The sequence below is a fragment of the Kineothrix alysoides genome, assembly GCF_000732725.1.
In the GTDB taxonomy this organism is placed as follows: Bacteria; Bacillota; Clostridia; order Lachnospirales; family Lachnospiraceae; genus Kineothrix; species Kineothrix alysoides.
On record NZ_JPNB01000002.1, the window covers coordinates 1 to 22313 of the forward strand.

The 22313-nt window shown below is 45.3% G+C and carries 18 protein-coding genes, 4 tRNA genes, 3 rRNA genes and 1 riboswitch; of the genes, 4 read left to right on the top strand and 21 right to left on the bottom strand.

Annotated features, from left to right (window positions below; translation table 11 throughout):
* The 20 genes from CC90_RS24395 to CC90_RS0111035 form a co-directional block, all read right to left on the bottom strand.
* Positions 1 to 310: ribosomal RNA gene (locus CC90_RS24395) — 23S ribosomal RNA — on the bottom strand; the annotation flags it as partial.
* A 336-nt stretch (positions 311 to 646) separates the two neighbouring features.
* Positions 647 to 719 (bottom strand) — tRNA-Ala (locus tag CC90_RS0110940).
* A 32-nt stretch (positions 720 to 751) separates the two neighbouring features.
* Positions 752 to 825 (bottom strand) — tRNA-Ile (locus CC90_RS0110945).
* 54 nt (positions 826 to 879) lie between these two features.
* Positions 880 to 996, bottom strand: a 5S ribosomal RNA gene (gene rrf, locus CC90_RS0110950).
* 221 nt (positions 997 to 1217) lie between these two features.
* Positions 1218 to 2746: ribosomal RNA gene (locus CC90_RS0110955) — 16S ribosomal RNA — on the bottom strand.
* 298 nt (positions 2747 to 3044) lie between these two features.
* A tRNA-Ser gene (locus CC90_RS0110960) sits at positions 3045 to 3134 on the bottom strand.
* A gap of 111 nt (positions 3135 to 3245) precedes the next feature.
* A tRNA-Ser gene (locus CC90_RS0110965) sits at positions 3246 to 3331 on the bottom strand.
* Positions 3332 to 3443: 112 nt separating this feature from the next.
* Positions 3444 to 4160, bottom strand: a complete 717-nt coding sequence (gene ispD, locus CC90_RS0110970; protein ID WP_031390815.1) for a 2-C-methyl-D-erythritol 4-phosphate cytidylyltransferase — start codon at positions 4158 to 4160, stop codon at positions 3444 to 3446.
* 15 nt (positions 4161 to 4175) lie between these two features.
* Positions 4176 to 5219: a tRNA (adenosine(37)-N6)-threonylcarbamoyltransferase complex transferase subunit TsaD gene (gene tsaD, locus CC90_RS0110975; RefSeq protein WP_031390816.1), complete on the bottom strand. Its 1044-nt coding sequence runs from the start codon at positions 5217 to 5219 to the stop codon at positions 4176 to 4178.
* 228 nt (positions 5220 to 5447) lie between these two features.
* The gene (locus tag CC90_RS0110980) at positions 5448 to 6047 is read right to left on the bottom strand and encodes a DUF6715 family protein (protein WP_031390817.1); all 600 of its coding nucleotides are present in this window, start codon (positions 6045 to 6047) and stop codon (positions 5448 to 5450) included.
* Between the two features lie 22 nt (positions 6048 to 6069).
* A complete protein-coding gene (locus CC90_RS0110985) occupies positions 6070 to 6981 on the bottom strand; it encodes a ribonuclease Z (protein ID WP_031390818.1) in 912 nt (303 codons plus the stop codon).
* 76 nt (positions 6982 to 7057) lie between these two features.
* Positions 7058 to 7306, bottom strand: a complete 249-nt coding sequence (locus CC90_RS0110990; RefSeq protein ID WP_031390819.1) for a hypothetical protein — start codon at positions 7304 to 7306, stop codon at positions 7058 to 7060.
* Between the two features lie 99 nt (positions 7307 to 7405).
* Positions 7406 to 7840: a ribosomal protein S18-alanine N-acetyltransferase gene (rimI, locus tag CC90_RS0110995; protein ID WP_132038520.1), complete on the bottom strand. Its 435-nt coding sequence runs from the start codon at positions 7838 to 7840 to the stop codon at positions 7406 to 7408.
* A 107-nt stretch (positions 7841 to 7947) separates the two neighbouring features.
* Entirely contained in the window at positions 7948 to 8691 is a 744-nt protein-coding gene (gene tsaB, locus CC90_RS0111000) for a tRNA (adenosine(37)-N6)-threonylcarbamoyltransferase complex dimerization subunit type 1 TsaB (protein WP_031390821.1), read from the bottom strand.
* Positions 8688 to 9128 (bottom strand): tRNA (adenosine(37)-N6)-threonylcarbamoyltransferase complex ATPase subunit type 1 TsaE, encoded by a 441-nt coding sequence (tsaE, locus tag CC90_RS0111005; protein WP_031390822.1) that lies wholly within the window; start codon positions 9126 to 9128, stop codon positions 8688 to 8690. The genes tsaB and tsaE overlap by 4 nt, the downstream gene beginning before the upstream one ends.
* 343 nt (positions 9129 to 9471) lie before the next feature.
* Entirely contained in the window at positions 9472 to 10689 is a 1218-nt protein-coding gene (locus CC90_RS0111010) for an ABC transporter permease (RefSeq protein WP_031390823.1), read from the bottom strand.
* 12 nt (positions 10690 to 10701) lie between these two features.
* Positions 10702 to 12273, bottom strand: coding sequence for an efflux RND transporter periplasmic adaptor subunit (locus tag CC90_RS23120; protein WP_031390824.1), 1572 nt, complete (start codon positions 12271 to 12273; stop codon positions 10702 to 10704).
* Between the two features lie 72 nt (positions 12274 to 12345).
* Positions 12346 to 13038, bottom strand: a complete 693-nt coding sequence (locus CC90_RS0111020) for an ABC transporter ATP-binding protein (protein WP_031390825.1) — start codon at positions 13036 to 13038, stop codon at positions 12346 to 12348.
* A 348-nt stretch (positions 13039 to 13386) separates the two neighbouring features.
* The gene (locus tag CC90_RS0111025; protein ID WP_031390826.1) at positions 13387 to 14145 is read right to left on the bottom strand and encodes an ECF transporter S component; all 759 of its coding nucleotides are present in this window, start codon (positions 14143 to 14145) and stop codon (positions 13387 to 13389) included.
* A 178-nt stretch (positions 14146 to 14323) separates the two neighbouring features.
* A riboswitch (FMN riboswitch) is annotated at positions 14324 to 14469 on the bottom strand.
* A gap of 213 nt (positions 14470 to 14682) precedes the next feature.
* Positions 14683 to 17037 carry a Tex family protein gene (locus CC90_RS0111035; protein ID WP_031390828.1) on the bottom strand — a complete coding sequence of 785 codons (2355 nt, stop codon included), beginning with the start codon at positions 17035 to 17037 and terminating at the stop codon, positions 14683 to 14685.
* A gap of 117 nt (positions 17038 to 17154) precedes the next feature.
* On the opposite strand from CC90_RS0111035, the gene CC90_RS23125 reads away from it, so the two are divergent.
* From CC90_RS23125 to CC90_RS0111055, 4 genes are all read left to right on the top strand, one after another.
* Positions 17155 to 17601, top strand: a complete 447-nt coding sequence (locus CC90_RS23125; RefSeq protein WP_031390829.1) for a hypothetical protein — start codon at positions 17155 to 17157, stop codon at positions 17599 to 17601.
* Between the two features lie 13 nt (positions 17602 to 17614).
* The gene (locus CC90_RS0111045) at positions 17615 to 18106 is read left to right on the top strand and encodes a hypothetical protein (protein WP_031390830.1); all 492 of its coding nucleotides are present in this window, start codon (positions 17615 to 17617) and stop codon (positions 18104 to 18106) included.
* Between the two features lie 51 nt (positions 18107 to 18157).
* Positions 18158 to 18883, top strand: coding sequence for a DUF975 family protein (locus CC90_RS0111050; protein ID WP_031390831.1), 726 nt, complete (start codon positions 18158 to 18160; stop codon positions 18881 to 18883).
* A 211-nt stretch (positions 18884 to 19094) separates the two neighbouring features.
* Positions 19095 to 21089: a methyl-accepting chemotaxis protein gene (locus CC90_RS0111055; RefSeq protein ID WP_051869458.1), complete on the top strand. Its 1995-nt coding sequence runs from the start codon at positions 19095 to 19097 to the stop codon at positions 21087 to 21089.
* A gap of 89 nt (positions 21090 to 21178) precedes the next feature.
* On the opposite strand, the gene prfB is transcribed toward CC90_RS0111055, so the two are convergent.
* Positions 21179 to 22304, bottom strand: a protein-coding gene (gene prfB, locus CC90_RS0111060) for a peptide chain release factor 2 (protein ID WP_108702640.1) whose coding sequence is annotated in 2 segments (ribosomal slippage) — positions 21179 to 22228 and positions 22230 to 22304 — 1125 coding nt in all. Because the reading frame shifts where the segments join, the coding sequence is not laid out codon by codon here.
* Positions 22305 to 22313: the final 9 nt, after the last annotated feature.

Here is a 22313-nt window from a genome sequence, read left to right on the forward strand (position 1 = left end):
AGTTGATGCGGTCCGAACCCGGAGTGCACGCACTCCGGTTTGGGCTCCTTCCGGTTCGCTCGCCGCTACTTCGGAAATCACTGTTGTTTTTCTTCTCTCCGGCTACTTAGATGTTTCAGTTCACCGGGTTCCCTTCCCTACACTATGGATTCATGTAGGGATACATAAGGTCTTCTTATGTGGGTTTCCCCATTCAGATATCTGCGGATCGTAGGATATTTGCTCCTCCCCGCAGCTTTTCGCAGCTTATCACGTCTTTCTTCGGCTCTCAGTGCCAAGGCATCCACCCTGTGCTCTTTCTTGCTTAACCTGTTCTCATTCCTCTAGCGTGAGGAACGCAGGCTGGTCTGCTGTCTACGAGCAGTTCCACTCTTACGAGTGTTCTTTACTCGTTCAGCGCCTGACTTTCGTCAGACTTTTGTCTCTAACATTTATAAATACAAGTGTTTCCACTTGTTGCCACCCTTTCGGATGGACCTCGGATGTCTTTGATACTTGATTGTTTTTCGGTATTCGGTTTTCAAGGTACGGTTCTTTTCCGCAAGGAACAATGCTTGCTCCTTCCCTTTTTCCGTCGTTTTCCTGTAACGATTACAAGTGTCCTTACTCCGAAAGAGTAGTCTTACTTTTTACAGTCCTTCGACGATGGAGACAGAGAGATTCGAACTCTCGACCCCCTGCTTGCAAGGCAGGTGCTCTCCCAACTGAGCTATGCCCCCGTTTCTGGCAGCTACAGTCGTGCATCCGCCAGTGGGCTTAAGTGGACTCGAACCACCGACCTCACGCTTATCAGGCGTGCGCTCTAACCGGCTGAGCTATAAGCCCAAAGTCAAGTCTTTAAGCCTTCACTTTGCTCTTTATTCTTTTTTACTTGTTTTATTCTGGCAGCCACCTGCTCTCCCATGCCGTCTCCAGCATAGTACCATCGGCCGCTTAAGTCTTAACCTTCGTGTTCGGGATGAGAACGGGTGTCTCCCTAAGCGCATCGCCACCAGAATCTTTTCTTAGCTTCCTTGACTTCTTCTGTAAGCTCTCGCCCTCCAGGATATTATCTTTCTTAAGCGTCCTGAGTGTTCTATGAGTATTTTTCACTCATTATGAGTGTCCTCTTACTCATTCCGAGTGTTCTCTACTCGTTATGAGTGTTCTTTACTCATTACCCATTCCACTTCCTTAACAGCTAAACAGTAATACAACCCTTACTTCTTCTTCCTTAGAAAGGAGGTGATCCAGCCGCACCTTCCGATACGGCTACCTTGTTACGACTTCACCCCAGTTATCAGACCTGCCTTCGGCTGCTCCTCCCTTGCGGGTTAGGTCACAGACTTCGGGCATTTCCGACTCCCATGGTGTGACGGGCGGTGTGTACAAGACCCGGGAACGTATTCACCGCGACATTCTGATTCGCGATTACTAGCGATTCCAGCTTCATGTAGTCGAGTTGCAGACTACAATCCGAACTGAGACGTGTTTTTTGGGATTTGCTCCAGGTCACCCCTTCGCTTCCCTCTGTTCACGCCATTGTAGCACGTGTGTAGCCAAATCATAAGGGGCATGATGATTTGACGTCATCCCCACCTTCCTCCGGGTTATCCCCGGCAGTCTCTCTAGAGTTCCCATCTTACTGCTGGCTACTAAAGATAAGGGTTGCGCTCGTTGCGGGACTTAACCCAACATCTCACGACACGAGCTGACGACAACCATGCACCACCTGTCTCCAATGCCCCGAAGGGAACATACATTACATATGCTGTCATTGGGATGTCAAGACTTGGTAAGGTTCTTCGCGTTGCTTCGAATTAAACCACATGCTCCACCGCTTGTGCGGTCCCCGTCAATTCCTTTGAGTTTCATTCTTGCGAACGTACTCCCCAGGTGGATTACTTATTGCGTTTGCTGCGGCACCGAAGGTCTAATAGCCCCCGACACCTAGTAATCATCGTTTACGGCGTGGACTACCAGGGTATCTAATCCTGTTTGCTCCCCACGCTTTCGAGCCTCAACGTCAGTTACAGTCCAGTAAGCCGCCTTCGCCACTGGTGTTCCTCCTAATATCTACGCATTTCACCGCTACACTAGGAATTCCACTTACCTCTCCTGCACTCCAGCCGGACAGTTTCCAAAGCAGTCCCGGGGTTGAGCCCCGGGCTTTCACTTCAGACTTGCCCTGCCGTCTACGCTCCCTTTACACCCAGTAAATCCGGATAACGCTTGCCCCCTACGTATTACCGCGGCTGCTGGCACGTAGTTAGCCGGGGCTTCTTAGTCAGGTACCGTCATTTTCTTCCCTGCTGATAGAGCTTTACATACCGAAATACTTCTTCACTCACGCGGCGTCGCTGCATCAGGGTTTCCCCCATTGTGCAATATTCCCCACTGCTGCCTCCCGTAGGAGTTTGGGCCGTGTCTCAGTCCCAATGTGGCCGGTCACCCTCTCAGGCCGGCTACTGATCGTCGCCTTGGTAGGCCTCTACCCCACCAACTAGCTAATCAGACGCGGGTCCATCCTGTACCACCGGAGTTTTTCACACTGTCTCATGCGAGACCGTGCGCTTATGCGGTATTAGCACCTATTTCTAAGTGTTATCCCCCGGTACAGGGCAGGTTGCCCACGCGTTACTCACCCGTCCGCCACTAAGTAGCTAAGCTTCCATCCGAAGACTTCCGCTTAATTACTCCGTTCGACTTGCATGTGTTAGGCACGCCGCCAGCGTTCATCCTGAGCCAGGATCAAACTCTCATGTTGAAAAGTTCTCTCCGATCCAAGATTAACATTGGCTAATCTTTTCCCGTAGTCATCATCTTTGTTCCTTACGGACTCCGATGCGAGTGTTCTCTACTCGTTACGACTTCTTTACTGTTTTTTTAGGTTGCATCCTTTCGGATGCCGTTCTCTGAATTTTCATTCATTTCCTGCTACTTGCTCTTTCGAGCCGTGCAGGTATTTCAGAATTTTCAGGGTTGTATTACTGTTTACTTGTCAAGGTTCATTTCAGGCAATTTTCTTTGAAAAATTACCAACCGCATGAATAATAAATACGGTACGGAGAAGGAGGGATTTGAACCCTCGCGCCGCTATTAACGACCTGCACCCTTTCCAGGGGTGTCCCTTCAGCCATCTTGGGTACTTCTCCAAATAAAAGCTGATATCGCATAAGATAACGATTGTTTTCTTGTTACTTCTTATGCGGTTTATAATGTTATCCGTTTACTGACAACATGTTCGGCGGAGAAGGTATCTCCAGCGGAGAGGGTGGGATTCGAACCCACGCGCCCTTGCGGACAAACGGTTTTCAAGACCGCCTCGTTATGACCACTTCGATACCTCTCCATGTTCGTGCACCGCTCAGCAGCGCAAAAATTATTCTAGCAAAAAAGGAGTGCTGTGTCAACAACTTTTCACAACTTTTCTTAAAAGATTTTTAGCCCTCGTTCTTAAGGCGCTATTTACCGGCTTTATCCAAAAAGGCTTCCGCTATTTTTAAGTCCTCAGGAGTTGTGATTTTTATATTTTCATAACTCCCTTTCACAAGCTTTACCTTTGTATCTGTAAAAGTCTCCACAACCATAGCATCATCGGTAATATTCATTCCCTCTGCCAGAAGGCGCTTCTCGTCCCGAATCAAAATGCCGTAGGCTTCTTTTATTAAAGACGCGGAAAACACTTGAGGAGTTTGCACCGTCCATACGAAATCCCGCTTCGGCGTCGTAGAGGCAAAGCCATTTTTATCCGCTAATTTAACAGTATCCTTTGAGGGCATACCTATGACACACGCGTCATATTCACTGACGCTTGCGTAAGCACGCTCTAAAATTTCTTCCGTCACAAAAGGTCTGGCCCCGTCGTGAATGAAAATATAGCTGCATTCACCTGCCGCTTCTATTCCAGAAAAGACGGAATGGTATCTCTCCCTGCCGCCTGCAGTTATATGGGAAACCTTATGGAATCCATATTTTTCCACAATTTCTTTTTTACAATATTCAATATCGCTTTCCGCCGTTACCAGCACGATTTCATCTATGAAGCTCTCCTGAAAAACTTTCAGGGAATAATAAAGTACCGGCTTATCCTTGATGCAAAGGTATTGCTTGGGCACGCTGCTGTTCATTCGCTTTCCCTGCCCGGCTGCCAATACGACTGCTGCACATTTCGTCTTCAAATTTAATCCCTCTCGCTAAATTCTCTCACCCAATTTCAGGTTCGGTACCGCGTTTAAATCGTAACCGTGCCTAATTCCTCTTATATAATCATAGTAACCGGCCACACCAATCATCGCTGCGTTATCTGTACAGAATATAGGAGAAGGCGAATAAAATGCAACGCCTCTTTTTGCGCATTCCTTCTCCAAAGCTCCCCTGAGCGCGCTGTTGGATGCTACTCCGCCTGCAATAGCGAATTTATCGTATCCATATTCTTTGACTGCGGCAAGGGAATGCTCTACCAGCACGTCTATAACTGCTTTCTGGAAAGAGGCCGCAACATCCGAGACGTTTATCTCCTCTCCCTTCATTTCACAGGAATTCAGATAATTCAGCACCGCCGATTTTAAGCCGCTGAAACTGAAGTCGTATTCTGATCCTTCCACCTTCGCCCGGGGAAAACGAATTGCTTCCGGGTTACCTTCCCTTGCTGCCTTATCGATTTTAGGGCCGCCCGGATATCCAAGCCCTATGGCGCGCGCCACTTTATCAAAGGCTTCTCCAGCGGCATCGTCTCTCGTCCGCCCTATGATTTCGTATTCGCCATAAGACTTCACCACTACCAGGTGAGAGTGTCCGCCGGATACGACCAGGCAAATAAAGGGAGGTTCCAATTCCTTGTTTTCAATGAAGTTTGCACTGATATGCCCCTCAATATGATGTACTCCGATTAACGGAATACCTGAGGCGAAGCTGATAGCCTTTGCCGCCGACACTCCTACTAAAAGCGCGCCTACAAGCCCCGGCCCGTAAGTAACAGCTATCGCATCTATATTTGTCAGTTCTGCTCCCGCCTCCGAAAGTGCCTGCTCAATTACCTGATTGACTTTCTCGATGTGCTTGCGAGACGCAATCTCAGGCACGACTCCGCCGTACACCGTGTGAAGCGCTATCTGAGAATAAATGACGTCAGAGAGTACCTCCCTGCCATTTTTAACGACGGAAGCCGCCGTCTCATCACAAGAACTTTCGATTGCAAGAATCAGCACATCCCTATCGCTTTTTATTTCATTGCTCATCCTTATGTTCACGCTCCTTTCAACCTTGTAAACATGCCGCGCTGCGGCACAAACAATCCATGAAGAAGGCTCAGAGATGCTTCTTCCGTGTGAAACTATAGAAATTCTTAGATGATGTATTTTATCATCTTAGAATTTCTTTTCACACTTGAAACTATAGAAATCCTTAGATGATGTACTTTATCATCTTAGAATTTCTTTTCACACTTAGAGCCATATCCTCTATCATCAATTATCAGCCAATGTCCAGCCGTATATTTTCCAGTGGCCCGTTTCATCCTTTCGAAGCAGAAACTTTTCGTTGCTGTTCCTTACGGCCGTTCCCTTCCGGATGCCGTATACGCAGTATAAGCTAGCCCATTCATGGCCGTCCTCAGTATAGTATTCCACATCTGTACTAGAAGAAATGGAGTAACTGGAAATGATGAGTCCGTTTTGCTTCATGGAGGCGATTTCAACTTTCAATTTCTCTAGGTACTCTTCCTCCGTCTGATTTCCTGTCAACTCCTCATCATAAAGCTTCTGGATCTGCATGGCCAGCGCATAAATATCTTCTTCCGAGTTCTCTTCATTATAAAAACACCGGGTAATCTCGCTGTAATACTTTACTACCTCTTTGGGCGACGGCGGATATTTCTTATCGAAATCGTATTGAAGCATTTGCTCAGTCTTCGTAACCTTATCACTTTCTTTCGCCTTATCCCGATCCGCCTTGGCAGACACATAATAATAAAAGCTTACCAAAAGTGCCACAAGAATGATTCCTATTATTATTGTCTTGCCTATGCTTTTTTGTCCATTTTTCTTTTTATTATTAGGCCTCCCCATGCGCACCTCCTTCACTCAAGTTCTAATCTTCCTCAAACATAAGCTCTATGGTCTTGCCGTCCTTGCCTGCAACGGCACGCGGGAAAATCTTTCTTACGGCGTCCATAAACTCCTCCGCCCGTACAAGCGACGGGCTGTAATGGGTCAGCCACATCTGTCCCACATCCGCTTCCTTAGCCAGTTCGGCCGCCTCATAAAAGGTCATATGCTTATATTCTTTCGCCTTTTCTTTTTTGTCCGGTTCTCCGTACATTCCTTCACAAATAAAAAGGTCGGCCCCCGCTGCGTTTCGCACGATGCTTTCCGTAGGTCTGGTATCCGTACAATAGGTCACCTTAAGGCCCTTTCTCGCGGCACCTAATACCATATCAGGAGTATAGGTTTGTCCATCCACTTCCACGCATTCTCCTTTTTGCAGACGATTCCAATACCTTCTGTCGATGTTAAGCTCCATCGCCTTTTCCAAATGGAATTTCCCGATACGATTGATTGAGATGCTGTATCCATAGCATATCACATTATGATTGACGCGAAAAGCTTCTATCCGGAAGCCATCCAGCTCAATGCTCTGCTCCGGCTCCGTCAACTCCATACACTCTATTTCAAAGGGCAATTCCGGTGCAATTACCCGCAGCGCCGACACTACGCGGGTCAATCCCTTCGGTCCCACTAAAAGAAGCGGCTCTGTCCGTTCCGCATTTCCCATAGTGAGAAGCATTCCCGGCAGTCCGCTAATATGATCCGCATGATAGTGGGTAAAACAGATAATGTCAATAGGCTTTGGGCTCCAGCCCTTTTCCTTCATGGCAATCTGCGTTCCTTCCCCGCAATCAATCAATATACTTTTTCCATTATACCTTACCATTAAGGAAGTCAGCCATCTATGAGGAAGCGGCATCATTCCTCCAGTTCCTAACAAACAAACATCTAACATGAACACTCCTATCCTGACGCCTCGTTCAGAATCGGAGCAACGGTTTCCAGACAGTGCGATAATGAGTATAAAACACTCATAGAAATTCTTTAATATCTGTACAATCCACCGGTATCCTGAACTTGGCAATCATTGCATCGTAACAGTCTTCGCACAAATCGAAGCTGTGATTTTGCCCGTCCTTTTTGCTGAAATATCCAAAAGAAGCGTTGATTTCCAGACATCCTTCTTTTAAAATTCCATTTTCTACCAATAATTCTTTTTTACAATGATTACAAATAACGGCTGAAAGCTCCGTCTTTTTTTCATCCAGATATTTACGCATAGTCTCATCCTCCCAAGATGTACTAAATCCATCGTTCTATATCTGTAATTATACATGAATCCATAAGGCAAAAACAGTGGTAATTGTTTCGTGCCTTTCCTATCTTTTCCACATGATCAGGGCATCTTCTTTCGGCATTTCATAAAAATTTTTTCGAATGCCTTCACTTTCAAAACCAAGCTTTTTATACAAACGAATAGCAGGCTCGTTTCCCGCTCTGACCTCCAAGGTGAACGCCTCGATGCCATGCATCCTGCCCTCATCCAACGCTTTTTCGAGAAGCATTTCGGCAATTCCTTGCTTCCTGTAGTTTTTGTCCACCACCACATTGGTGATTTCTCCTTCTCCCGCAATATTCCTAAGTCCACAAATTCCTATGACCGACTCACCCTCCTCTGCCACAAAATAATAGGCATAATCCAGATGTATCGTCTCCCGAAAAGCCTTTTGTGACCATGGCTCGGAAAAATTATCCTTTTCCAATTCTTCTGCCCGGAGTATATCTTTTTCTTCCATCCGCCTTACTATAATCAAACCGGAAATCCCTCTTACTCACTTACTATTTGTAATTTTTATTTTTTTTCATTCTTGGATCCCATCTGCATGCTTTAACACGCATACAAATCATGGAAAACGAAAATTCATTTTTCACTCTTGCTTTCATGCTCTTTTTCACTCCGCTCCCTCTCTGCCTGAGACAGCCGGAGATAGATAGGAGCATGATCCCTTGCATCCACGATTTTACCCGACTTATAATAAATGCCACCAATCGCCGCTACCGATGCCGCCCGCTGTCTGTTTAAGTGTGCCGGCGCAAAGTGGTAGGGAACCTCCATTAAGAGCCTAAGCTGTTCTCTGAATACGGGTACTCCATCTCCTAAAAATATGACTTCCTTCCCCAAACGATTCAGCCTTGCTGCAATTTCCTCAATTCCCACTGCGCACTGAGACTCTACTTCTTGCAGCCGATAGCCATCTTTCTCTAAATCCTCATTTTTTATAAATTCATAAACCCCCGTGTATACCTGCCCCCTTCTGGCATCCATAATCGGGCAGATATATTCTCTTGCCCCGTACAAATTGTACGCCAGACCTTCTAAAGTAGGAATCTCAATGAGCGGTATGCCAAGGGCAAGCCCCAGGCCTTTCGCCGTAGCCGAGCCGATTCTGAGTCCGGTAAAAGAACCCGGCCCTGCGGCAAGAGCCACCGCATCCAACGCAGACATATCCAAATCTATCATTTTCTTTATTTCATCCAGCATCGGCAAAAGCGTCTGCGAATGGGTCTTTTTATATTGAATGTCATATTCCGCAATCAGGTCATCGTCCTCCACTATTGCGACGGAGGCCACCAGCCCGGAACTGTCCAAAGCTAATATTTTCATTGTGCGCTTCTTTCTTTTTCTTCTATTGTAATCAAGCGATAATCCAGACCTTTCTGTAAATCCTTGCATATCGTGATCTCTTTATAACGCTGCGGCAATATCTCCTCAATAAGGTTCGCCCATTCTATAAAGCATATGCCGTCTCCGTAAAAATAATCCTCATAGCCGATTTCATCCATCTCCTCCACATCACCGATGCGGTAGACGTCGAAATGATAAAAGGGAAGCCTGCCTTCTTCATATACTTGCAAAATAGTGAAGGTCGGACTGTTTACCGGCTCTTGTATCCCCAGCCCCTTCGCGACTCCTTGGGTAAAAACGGTCTTCCCTACTCCCAAATCGCCTACCAGGGTATAGACCTCTCCCGGCTCTGCTGCCTCCCCTATCTGCTGCCCGAGAGCAAAGGTCTCTTTCGCACTGAACGAATCCACTTTCATCTGAATAGCTCTGCTCCTTCCTCTCATCAGCGGCAAAATTGCATTTTACCGATTTCATATTCGAACAAAGGTATGCTTTTGTCATTTCCGAAGTCGAATTCTTTGGCAGCATAACTTTTATTCCGCGCGTAGCTGCGCATCCATAGTTATGTAATAGGAGCACTTTCCCATTACATAAACAAGCACCTGCTATGGCAGGTGCCTTACCATTCATTATTTTATTATACTGAAATTCGCTTAAAGTGCAAGCCCTTATCCAAACTCCCCGGCGGATGGTCTAAACCGGGTAACATCAAAGGCAATCGCTATGCCCCTTGTTTAATACCGTTCCATTTCTTCTCGGTTATTCGTGACGCAGCGCTTCTATAGGACTTAACTTCGCTGCTTTTTTTGCCGGATAGATACCGAAGAAAAGACCTACCGCCGAAGAGAATACGGTTGCGCCCAGAATTGTAGATATTTGAGTTCTCGCTGTAATTCCGGCAATTGCGCAAACAATGTTCGCTCCGAGTATACCGAGCAAGATGCCGATCACGCCACCCATCAAGGTGATGATTCCCGCTTCTGCTAAAAACTGCAGAAGAATGGAACCCGTTCTCGCACCCAGTGCCTTTCTTATACCGATTTCTCTTGTACGTTCCGTTACGGATACCAGCATGATATTCATAACTCCGATGCCTCCTACGAGAAGTGAAATTGCTGCCACGAAGGAAATAAATATGGTAATGACACCCAGAATGCTGTCGAACTGCGAGCTTAAATCCGTAAAGCTCTGTACCAAAATCTGGCTTTCACCGCGTACGTTATACTTATTTTCCAGTATATTCACTGCTTCCTTGGCTACATCCGCGGAATATTCCGAACTCTCTGCAACAATATAAAACTGACTGAAATCTTCTATCCAATAGCCGTAATTATAGCCCAACACCGTCAACGGAACCTCTACTTGAAGGGAGGGCTCGCCCATCATCATGTTTACAATGCTGGAGGCATTGTCCTGTCTGATTCCCACAATTGTAAGCTCCTGCGTAATTCCATACAGCGTCACATCGAAACTCATTCCTATAACGTCCGTTGTGCCAAATAGTGTAATCGCACTGTTTTCTGTGATAACACACACTTTATTTCCGCTTTCCGCATCCCCCTTGGAAAAATACTTTCCCTTGACTATCGGGTCCGAAGAAGCATACTGAAGACCTTCGTTACCGCCCGAAAGAGTAGCATCGAAATCTCCTTTGGGGCCTTCTGCCGTTCCGTAAGCATTATAGCTTGCGGTTACCGCCTTTACATGATCTACCTCACCCATAATTAAATCAAAATCATCCTGAGTGAAGGCGACCGTTGTTTCCTTCTTTGCACTGTCCACATAAATCGCGATCTGCCCGCCTCCTAAGCTTTCCAGTTCGTCATTTACCTGCCCCCTTACTCCGTTACCTATGGCCATGACCATGATAACAGAAGAGATACCAATGATAATACCGAGCATCGTAAGGAAAGAGCGGCCTTTATTGCTCTTAATATTCATGAGAGCAATCTTAACATATTCCAATACCTGTGTCATCTTCGCTCTCCTTTATTCTTGCGGTACCGCCGATACTGCCATTCCCTCTGTGATTCCCGCGGATACCTCGGTCATTACCTGAGCGCCCTCCTCCAGACCTTCCGTAATCTCTATATTCATACTATCTGAAATTCCCGTGGTTACAGGTTTTCTAACGACAAATCCGTCTTCCACCGCATATACGAAATCGCCATCCACATCCGTATTCACTGCGCTCGCGGGAACAATCAATGTCTGCTCTACCTTTGCTGTATCGACAGCAATCTTGGCCTCTACTCCGAGGAATATTTTTTCATCAGGGTTCAGAATCTTAATATCTGCGCTTACTACTGCAGCGCCGCTGTTGTTCTTCGTGGCCATCTTATTGATCTTGCTCACTTCGCCGTCATATTTACTTCCTGCGATGGTAACTACCGCCTTCTGCCCTGCGGAGAGTTTCTCCAAATCATATTTCGTTACTTCTATAGTTACTTTTATATCGTCCGTGCTTTCCAGCTTAAATAACTGCGTTCCTACTGCAGGTGTCGCACCTTCCACCACGTTCATCTCGGTTACAACACCGTTAAACTCTGCCAATACACCGTTCTCGACCTCATTAATGGAATCCAATGCAGTCTGGGAACTGATACTCTGCATCTGGACATTCGCCTCCAGTTCCTCTTTGCCGCCTTCATTCAGCTTCGTGCCGTCTGCGGAGGTCTTCTGTGATTTCATTTCGGCTTTATATTCTTTGCAGTTACTGAGCATATCTGTATATTTGGTAATTTCATCCTGCCAAGCGCGGATGTCTTTATTATTGGTCTGCTCATAATTGTTCGTTTGGACAAGCTTCTGGAGATTCTCATATTCATCGGAATCCGGCTTGTCGGCCCAGTCGATAAGAGATATTTGAAGCAGGGAGCCTTCATAAGCCAGGGCTGCCTTCTTGTCATTCACTTTTTGCTGAAGCTCTTTGATATAATTATCGATATCGGTAATCTGCTGCTCCAAAACATCGAGGTTCACATTCGCTTCGCCTAAATCTCCGATACTTTCCATATTCTTCTGCACAGAGCTATTGTAGCTGCCTTCGCTGGCCTGCAGCTTAAGCTCCGTTGTCTTCTTCTCATTCATAAGAGCTGTTTGATCGTATGTAATAACAGGTTCCCCCTTCTGTACGGTTCCTCCTGCTGCAACATTAATCTCGCCAACCTTCACGCTGATAGGCGCAAAATAAGTCTTCGTCTCCTCGGAAGTTACTGTTCCGCTGGTGCTTAACGTCTGCGCTATATCTCCTTTGGATACCTGTGCAGTGTATACTACGGGTTTCGTGTTCGCTGCCGCGATATTAGATATAACAATAAAAAGTACGAGTACACCGGCAACAACGCCAATGATACTTCTCCTAATTACTTTTTTCTTTTTGGCCGCATCCATGGGCGTCTTATTTTGCTTCTTCTCCGCCCTTTCTAATTTCTTCTGTTCTTTTTTCTGCTCTTTTTCCTGCTTCTTAGTCAAGTCCTTATTTTCTTCCAGATTCATTGTTATAACATTCTCCCTCTTCTTCATTCTCTCTATGAACATTCTTTGCTTGATAAGTGTCATCTATTTTATGAGTGTCCTTTACTCGATAAGTATTCTCCACTCAATGAGTGTTCGCTACTCGATAAGTGTTCTCTACTCATTTTTCCCGGCGGAATCGTGAACGATCGATCCGTCCATTATTTTTATTACGCGTTCTGCCTGCGCTGCAATATCGTTATCATGAGTAATCAGGATTATCGTGCGCCCCTCCGCATGAAGACCTTTTAAAATCTGCATGATCTCCTTACTGGAGGCAGTATCCAGATTACCGGTCGGCTCATCGGCCAGCACTACAGGGGGCGCCTGCGCAATCGCTCTCGCTATAGCGACTCTCTGCTGCTGCCCGCCGGACATCTCCGAAGGCTTGTGCGTCTTACGGTTCTCCAACCCCACCTTTTGAAGCGCAGTCTCCGACATCTTCGTCCTTTCCTTCTTGGAAATGCCTCTATAAATCAGCGGCAGCTCCACATTTTCTATTGCCGTTAAATTCTGTATCAGATTAAATCCCTGAAAAATGAAGCCGATTTCCTTATTCCTGATATCAGAAAGCTCATCGTCGCTCAAATGCGATACATCCTGATCATGTAAAAAATAACTACCGCTGGTAGGTATATCCAGACACCCCAGCATATTCATCAACGTAGATTTGCCCGATCCCGACTGCCCGATGATTGCGACAAATTCATTTTCATTAATGGTCAGATTCACATGGTCAAGTGCCCTTACTTCATTTTCTCCGGGATTGTACACCTTACACATATCCCGAATATCAACCAATGCACTCATTTATTACCCTCCTGCAAAAATGCGGTTTTGTATTACTGTATTACTTGTCTAATACAATAATCTATTTTATATTATTTGTCAACTATAATTTACCATTTAATTATAGTTAATATTTCTGATATTTCCACATCGATAACCTTAATTTTTTCTAAATATTTATGAACCAAAGTGTGCTCACACACTTTTACAGCCAAATACTCTGGCAGCACAGCTTTTGTTCCGCGCGCGTAGCTGCGCATCCATCGGTACTGTAATAGGCGCACTTCCCTATTACAGTACAAAATCCCCCGCCGTTCCTTATTCTTTAATTATAACGAAACAACGGGGGATTTTTCTTCAATTTTTTTATTATATTTTTGTTGCCTTTCTAACTTCCGTCTTCCTATGGCCTTCTTTCAAAATAGGACTGAGCTTTTTATAAATAAGTACCGTTATCGCAGAAACGCTGGCTCCCTTTATGATATTCAGGGGCGCTACTGCAAATATTACGAGAGTGGTAACACTATTAATGGCAGGATTCACTGCTGTTCCCATCTGCACGATGGTGTCTAATGGCATTCCGTATAGCTGGGCGAATTTGGGAAGCAAATAAATAGCATTAAAGGCGGTTCCAAAAACCGTCATGCATACAGTACCTGTTACCGAGCCTATAAGCGCCGTCTTCTTCGTCTTCCTATGCAGGTAAATGATAGAAGCGGGAAGCACAAAGCTGCACCCGATAATGAAGTTGGCAAGCTCTCCTACGAATGCTGTAGTCGTTCCTTTTAGTAAAAGCTCCAGCAATATTTTACAAAATTCGATGGTCACTCCCGCCATAGGCCCGAAGGCAAAAGCTCCTATCAGTACCGGAATCTCGCTAAAATCCAGCTTATAAAAGCCCGGTGCGAAGAACAAGGGGATTTCTAACAGCATAAGTATCACAGCTATTGCCGAGAACATACCTATCATCGCCACCTTACGGGTGGAAAAAATGCGTCCCGTGTCGCCGCTCTTTTTCATCACCACCTTCTCGTAAGCATAAGCTAATGCGAACATAAGTGCCACAATGCCAAGAAATTCTGCTACGAAAATCAAATTTTCAGTTACCGCAGTCATTAACTCTTTCATTTCTTCCTCCTAAAATCAGCACAGATTTCTATTGTTAGTCTGCACCGGGTTCATAGGGAAAATTCTTCCAGCCGAAAAACATATCTTTTCGACAAAAAACCCCGAATCGTAATGATTCGGGGTAATAATCTGTAATGTCCATTCTCATAACGATAAATCGCTATTCGATATGTTTCTTACATTTCTTCTCTCATCCAGACTTTACTGTCGGTTTTGGAATTGCACCAAATCAACCGCTTCGATATACATCAAAACGGGTCGCGGACTGTTACCGCCGGTAGGGAATGACGAACTGCTTCGCTTCACCCAACCCCGAAGAATTTTCTCTCTTTACTTGTTTCTTACTTATCATATGTCCGAAGATTATCTTTGTCAAGATATTATTTATGTTACTGTTCACTCCGTTCTCAGTAACGCATGATTTCTGCAATGCAAACTTTTTGCATTTAAATTCGCTCCGCGAAGCAAAAACCATCTCTTGCATCACGTTCTTACGCAGCTTAACAGCAAGTGTTAAGCTACTGTGTGAACAGTAACTTATTTATTGCCCTTATTGATTTTCATCGTTAAGGAAATCCTCTTCTTGGGAACCTCTACGGAAATCACCTGCACGTCCACCACATCTCCTACGCTTACCGCCTCTAACGGGTGCTTGATGAATCTGTCCGTAATCTGGGAAATGTGTACGAGTCCGTCCTGATGTACACCGATGTCTACAAAAACGCCAAAATCAATAACATTGCGCACCGTTCCTTTCAAAATCATGCCGGGCTTCAAATCCTTCATATCCAATACGTCATGCCGCAAAATGGGAGCAGGCATGTTCTCACGAGGGTCTCTTGCAGGCTTTTCCAATTCCTTCAAAATATCCGTCAGCGTAATTTCCCCAATTCCAAGCTCCTGCGCAGTTTTTTCCTTGTCCTTTACCTTTTTCTCCAGGGAACTGCTATTTTGTGCCTGAGGCGTATTCTTCTCCTCCGTTTTTTTGCCGGGCGCTTCCTGAAGGGCTACGCCGCCCATTGCTGCCGCAAGGGCTTTTCCCATAGCGGTATCAGTATTTCGAATCATTACTTTGTTCTGCTTCGGTTGTCTTTCCTGCTTCGGTGTTTCCTTTTTCACCTTTCCTTTTTCAGATGCCGCTTTCTTCTGGGCTTCTTTCACATCTTCCATTGTAAGCCCCAGCTTGGTCAAAAGCTTCATCGCCGCCTCATAGGACTCAGGGTGCACACTGGTAGCATCCAGAGGGTTCTCTCCGTCTAAAATACGCATGAAGCCCGCGCACTGTTCGTAGGCCTTCGGGCCCAGCTTAGCCACCTTCAAAAGCTGCTTTCTGTTGGTAAAGCGTCCGTTATTCTCCCTATAATCTACGATGTTCCTGGCGATTACCTTAGTAATTCCGGAAATGTATTCCAGCAGGGAGGCAGAAGCGGTATTCAAGTCTACACCCACCTTGTTCACACAATCCTCCACCACTCCGCTCAAAGCATCGCTTAGCTTCTTCTGATTCATATCGTGCTGATACTGCCCTACTCCGATCGATTTCGGATCAATTTTTACCAACTCTGCAAGCGGGTCCTGCAGCCTCCGCGCGATGGATGCCGAACTCCTTTGGCCTACATCGAAATTCGGGAATTCCTCGGTAGCCAGCTTACTCGCGGAGTATACGGAAGCTCCTGCCTCGTTGACGATGACATACTGTACCGGAGTGTCCAGTTCCTTTATAAGCCCTACAATCACTTGCTCCGACTCTCTGGAAGCGGTACCGTTTCCTACGGAAATCAGGGCTATTCCATATTTCTTAATGAGTCTTTTAAGCTCCTTTTTCGCTTCTTCTACCTTATTCTGAGGTGCCGTAGGGTAAATGACCTTGGTCTCCAGCACCTTTCCCGTCTCGTCCACTACCGCCAGCTTACAGCCGGTACGAAAGGCCGGATCCCAACCCAGCACTACTTTTCCTGCAATAGGAGGCTGCATGAGAAGCTGTTCCAGATTCTTACCGAATACGGAAATCGCTCCGTCCTCCGCTTTTTCCGTAAGGTCATTTCTTATCTCTCTCTCGATTGCCGGAGCGATCAGACGGCGATAGCTATCGTCAATAACCTCCATAAGAACAGGCTTTGTAACCGGATTCTCGGAGATAATGACCTTTTTCGCCAGAAATTGTAAGATGCGCTCTTCGGGTGCCACCACCTTCACCGTAAGCACCTTCTCGCTCTCACCTCGATTTAAGGCGAGAATACGATGGCCTGCCGCTTTCTTAAGAGGCTCGTCGTAGTCGTAATACATCTCGTACACGCTTTCCGCTTTTTCATTTTTGGCAGTGCTGGTAATGGTGCCCTCTTCCATCGTAATATCACGAATATAAATACGGTAATCTGCTTCATCAGAAATACTCTCAGCGATGATATCCTTGGCACCTTGTATCGCTTCGGAAATATCCTTCACTTCTTTTTCCTCGTTCACATACTTGGCTGCTTCCTCCTCCAAAGAGGTTTCACCATTCTGGGCAAGAATCCACTTTGCCAATTCCTCAAGCCCCTTCTCCTTCGCCACACTGGCCCTCGTCTTCCTCTTGGGGCGATAAGGGCGATACAGGTCCTCCACAACAACAAGGGTTTCCGCCGCAAGAATCTTCTCCTTCAATTCCTCCGTCAGCTTGCCTTGTTCTCCTATGCTTCCGATTACCTGCTCCTTCTTTTCCTCCAGGTTGCGCAGGTAGATAAGTCTCTCGTGCAGATCGCGCAGTACCTCGTCGTTAAGGGAACCGGTTACCTCCTTGCGATATCTGGATATGAAAGGGATGGTGTTCCCTTCGTCAATCAATTTGACAGCAGCTTCTACCTGCCATTTTTCCACCTTAAGTTCATCTTTTAACTTTAAAATAATATCCATAGCTTGCTCCATTCAGAATTAATATGTTTATTATAGATGATAAAGCGTGTAATTTTCAAGATTGTATTATCAATTATTAAGTGTTACAATGAAAATGTATATTTAGGAGGTTTTTTTATGGACTTTAATAATTCCAATCAGGGACGTACTCCCCAAGGATATCCTTACAGACCGCCGGTTAAGCAGGGGGGCGAAAGTCTCGCCGGAGCAGCATTGTTTCTCGGCGCTATTTCTATTGTAACGGCATTTATGATGACGATATATTTTCCTTTTATTTTCGGAAGCCTCGCTATTTTATTCGCCCTTTTATCCAAGGGCCAAGCTGCAAAGCTTGCAAAATATGCCAGGGCCGGCATTATTTGCGGAATCGCAGGTCTTGCTATAAATGTGGCAGTAATCGTCAGCTCCTTTATCTTCATTTTGAACAATCCGGATATTTTAACGCGAACCGCAAGGCAGTATGACCAGATGTATGAACAAATTTACGGAATAGATTCGGAAGATGTATTCGGTGACTCTTTGGAGGATATTGTAGGCGATTTTATCGGCGGATTTAATAGTTGAAAGGAGATCGATTATGACGGGGATAAATTCGATAAGCGGAACTTCTAATATTTATGGCATAAAAGGATATGGTACAGAAGAGAATGGTTCGGGCATAACTTTAAATTCCGGGGAATCTCAGGTCATATCGCCGGGCAGGAAATCTTCGCCTGCGGAATGTGAGACCTGTAAAAATCGGAAATATCAGGACGGCTCCGACGAAATGGTATCTTTTAAAAGCGCTACACATATTTCTCCCAGGGCCGCTGCTTCCGCAGTGCGTTCTCACGAACAGGAACATGTATCCAACGCATATAAGGATGCTGCTCAGAATAACGGAAAGGTGATTTCCGCCAACGTTTCTATACATACCTCTGTCTGCCCTGAGTGCGGACGCAGCTACGTATCGGGAGGCACCACCTCTACGCAGATCAAATATTATAATGAAGAGAATCCTTACCAACAAGATTTAAAGTCTTCGGATGCTATGAAGTACCGGGGCATGAGCGTAAATCTTGCAGTATGAAAGCCTATCAGGCTTAGCCCAATACCAGACTTAGAATTGGAGACTTAATCTATGAACAATTATAAATCTTCTGCCGAATTGAAGGCCATGGCAAAAGAGCAGCTATTTGGAAAATATACCACTGCGGTGGGGGCGTTTGTGACCGTATCAGCGATTTCTTTGGTTATGTCAACCATTCCTGTTTTCATGATACCACAAGGCTCTATCGTTTATACTGTGATTTACTACTTGGTTTCTTTCATCATCAGCTTATTTATAGGGCTATTCGCCTCAGGTCAGGCTTTCTTTTATTTGAAGGTCGCATGTGGACAGCAGGTTTCCGTAGGAGACGTTTTTTTCGGTTTTCGCCTGCATCCCGACAAAGCCATACTCATCCAGTTCCTGCTTAGCCTTGCTTCCTACTTATGCACAGCGCCGGCAGCAATCTTTCAGTATCTTTATTTAAACGGCAACAGCGCTGTCATGGTGCTTCTCATGTCCGTTTCATTGATTGCCGGATGCGTTATCTTAATCTTCGTAAGCTTGTTGCTTTCCCAGGCATTTTATTTGCTTCAGGATTTCCCCGATTATTCGGCGAAAGAGCTTCTGAAGATGAGCTGCCATATGATGAAGGGGCATAAGGGGCGTCTGTTTTACATAGAGCTGAGCTTTCTTCCTCTGCTTTTGCTCGGACTGTTTTCCTGCTGTATCGCATATCTGTGGATTATTCCGTATATGAATGCCACCTTAGCCAACTTCTATATGGATTTGGTCAAAAACCAACCGAAGGAACAATAATCACCAGCATAAAAAGCCTTTATCATACTACGAAAATTGAGGCATTTTCCGGTTTATCATAGTATGTCTGAAAGCTCCTGCAAAACTCATTACAACATTTCATACAACATATATATGTTGTATGAATTTTATTTTGCTTTTTTCCGAGTTCTTGTTTTATAATATATAGTAACTCATTTAACAAAAGATGAAAATAAAGGAGGACACTATTATGAAAAGTTTAAAGTTAAAAATGCTTCTGGTTCTGCTCCCTATTATCCTATTGTCATTAGCAGTAATTTCCGGAATCGGTTATTTTTTCGCCAGGCAAGTGATTCTGAAAAATGTGGACGAGATTTTATTGGAAACTGCCCATTCCAGTGCCAATAAAATAGAAGGCTGGTTGAATGTACAATTACAGGTAGTCAACAGTAATAAGACTACTCTGGAGGAAGCCGCTTTGTCTTCTGCAGATGAACTATCCTATCTGTCTGCGGTTTTAAAAAGCAATCCCAACTTCTCTGATATTTATATCGGCACGAAGGACGGTGTAATGATTGACGGTTCCGGCTGGACACCCCCGGCAGATTATGATCCCAGACAACGTGATTGGTATACGCTTGGGAATGCTGCCCAAACGGCTACCTTCACCGATCCCTATGTCGACATGATAACGAATAAACTGGTGGTATCCAGTTGTGTGCTCCTCAATGATACGTCCGGAAACTTTCGTGGTGTCCTGGCTTGTGATATCAGCTTAGAAAATATCACAGAGTTTATAAAGCAAATCTCCTATGGTGAAACAGGATTTGCTTATTTGGTCAACAATAAGGACGGTACTATTCTTGCGCATCAAGATGACAGTATTATCAATAAAAAGCTAAGTGAATTGGAAGGCAGCGGCCTGAATGAGCTTCAGACCAATATCGCGAGCGGCGAATCAGCATCCTCTGTCTATACTATAAATGGCAAGAAAATAATTGCATATTTCGCCCCAATACCCGGTACCAGCTGGTCTGTGGTAACTGCCGTGAATGAACAAGAAACTTTAAAAAGCCTCAATCAGTTATTAATCAATATCCTGATTACTTTTGTTTTCGCCCTTGTTCTGATTGGATTTGCGATTGAACGAGCAACGCATCAGATTGTTAAACCGATTCATTCCCTTGATTCATCTATCCGCATCATTGCCGGAGGCGATTTCACTCAGGAAATAACGAAAAGCAACCTTCTTAGGAAAGATGAAATAGGAATTATATCTGTTGGTATCCAACAAATGCAGGAAGCCCTGCGAAATCTGATCAATCAGGTTAAGACAGAATCCAGATATATAGAAGATGATGTGGATCAGGTAGTAGGAAATGTCGATATTCTTTACGACAATATAGGGGATGTTTCTGCCACCACCGAAGAATTATCTGCCGGTATGGAAGAGACTGCAGCTTCTTCTGAAGAAATGTCTGCGACTGCTCAGGAGATCGAGCATACTGCTCAGCAGATAGCGGCACGGTCTCAAGAGGGTGCGACCGAGGCAGAAGAGATTAACCGGAGAGCGAACCAGACCAAAGAAAACGTCATCGCTTCCACACTGAAGGCAAAAGAGGCACTGTCTACTACCCAGCAAAATTTAAAAGATGCCCTAAATGCTACTAAGGTTGTTAAGGAAATAGATATACTTTCCGATTCCATTATGCAGATTACTGCGCAGACGAACCTTCTTGCGTTGAACGCCTCCATAGAAGCAGCCAGAGCGGGCGAGGCCGGAAAAGGATTTTCAGTTGTTGCAGAAGAAATCAGAGTTCTGGCAGAACAGTCTAAAAATGCTGTTCTAAAGATTCAGGAAACTACTTCCAGAGTAACAGGCTCTGTCGACCGCCTGTCCGGATGTGCGCAGGACGTGCTCTCCTATATTTCTACGGACGTTGTCAATGATTACGCCGTATTGCTGGAGGTTGCCGAGCATTACAGTAAGGATGCGAAATACGTGGATGAATTGGTATCAGAGTTTTACTCCAGCTCCAGTGTGCTGCTATCCGCTATTCAAAACATCATAAGCGCAATCGGCGAAGTTGCAACTGCTGCGAATGAAGGCGCCGAAGGAACTACGGACATTGCGCTCAGGATTTCCGATACTACCCAAAAGGCAAGTGAAGTACAGGAAATCGTGGCAAAAACAAAAAAGAGTACTTACCGTTTAGCAGAAGAAATTGCGAAGTTCCGGGTATAATACACGAGCATTAAATCAAGAGGTCAGTAAGTGATTGCTTCACTTGCTGACCTCTCATAAGTTAATGGCGGACTCTTAGGAGTCCATTTTTATTGTTCTTTATTTTTCTTTCCTGTGCTTATCCATTTCAGATATGCGTTGATGAAAGGGTCCAGAGCACCGTCTAACACGCCGTCCGCATTGCCGGATTCTTCTTCCGTCCTATGATCCTTTACCATCGTATAAGGCTGCAGTACGTAAGAGCGTATCTGATTCCCCCAGCCGATTTCTTTTACCTCGCCGCGAATGCCTGAAAGTTTCTCTGCATTTTCTTCCTGCCTCAACATATACAGTTTCGCCTTCAGCATCTGCATCGCTTTATCCTTGTTCTGGAATTGAGAGCGTTCATTTTGACACTGTACCACAATTCCGCTGGGAAGATGCGTGATGCGGATTGCCGATGAGGTCTTATTGATATGCTGTCCGCCTGCTCCGCTGCTTCGATAGGTGTCAATACGAAGGTCGTCGTCATTGATTTCTATATCCAAATCGTCTTCGATATCGGGCATTACATCCAGCGATACGAAGGAGGTCTGCCTCTTTCCCTGCGCATTGAAGGGGGAGATTCTCACCAAGCGGTGAACACCCTTCTCCGATTTCAAATAGCCATAAGCGTTCTCTCCGCTTACCTGAAAGGTTACAGATTTGATTCCAGCCTCATCACCATCCAGATAATCCAATACGTCGATAGCGAACCCTCTCCGCTCTGCCCATCTGGTATACATGCGGTAGAGCATACCGCACCAATCGCAGCTCTCCGTTCCGCCTGCGCCCGCATTCAGCTTTAAAATAGCGTTGTATTTGTCATATTCGCCGGACAGAAGGGTATCGATGCGGATTCTTTCGAAGGTATCTATAAAAGTATCCAGCTCACCGCGAATCTCCGCTGCCATCTCCGGGTCCTCTTCCTCATAGCCCATCTCGATCAGTGCCTCGATATCTTCGTACTGGTTCTTCAATCCGTTTATCGTATCCACTACGTCCTTTAAGCCTTTCAGCTCTTTCATCTTGCGGTTGGAAATATCGGGCTCATCCCAAAATCCCGGAGCCTCCATTTCCCTTTCCAGTTCTTCGATTCTCCTTTGCTTATTATCTAAGTCAAAGTGAATCCCTCACTTCCGCAAGCGGACTTTCATATGTCTGCAATTCTAATTTCATCTGATCTAATTCTACCACTTAACGTTC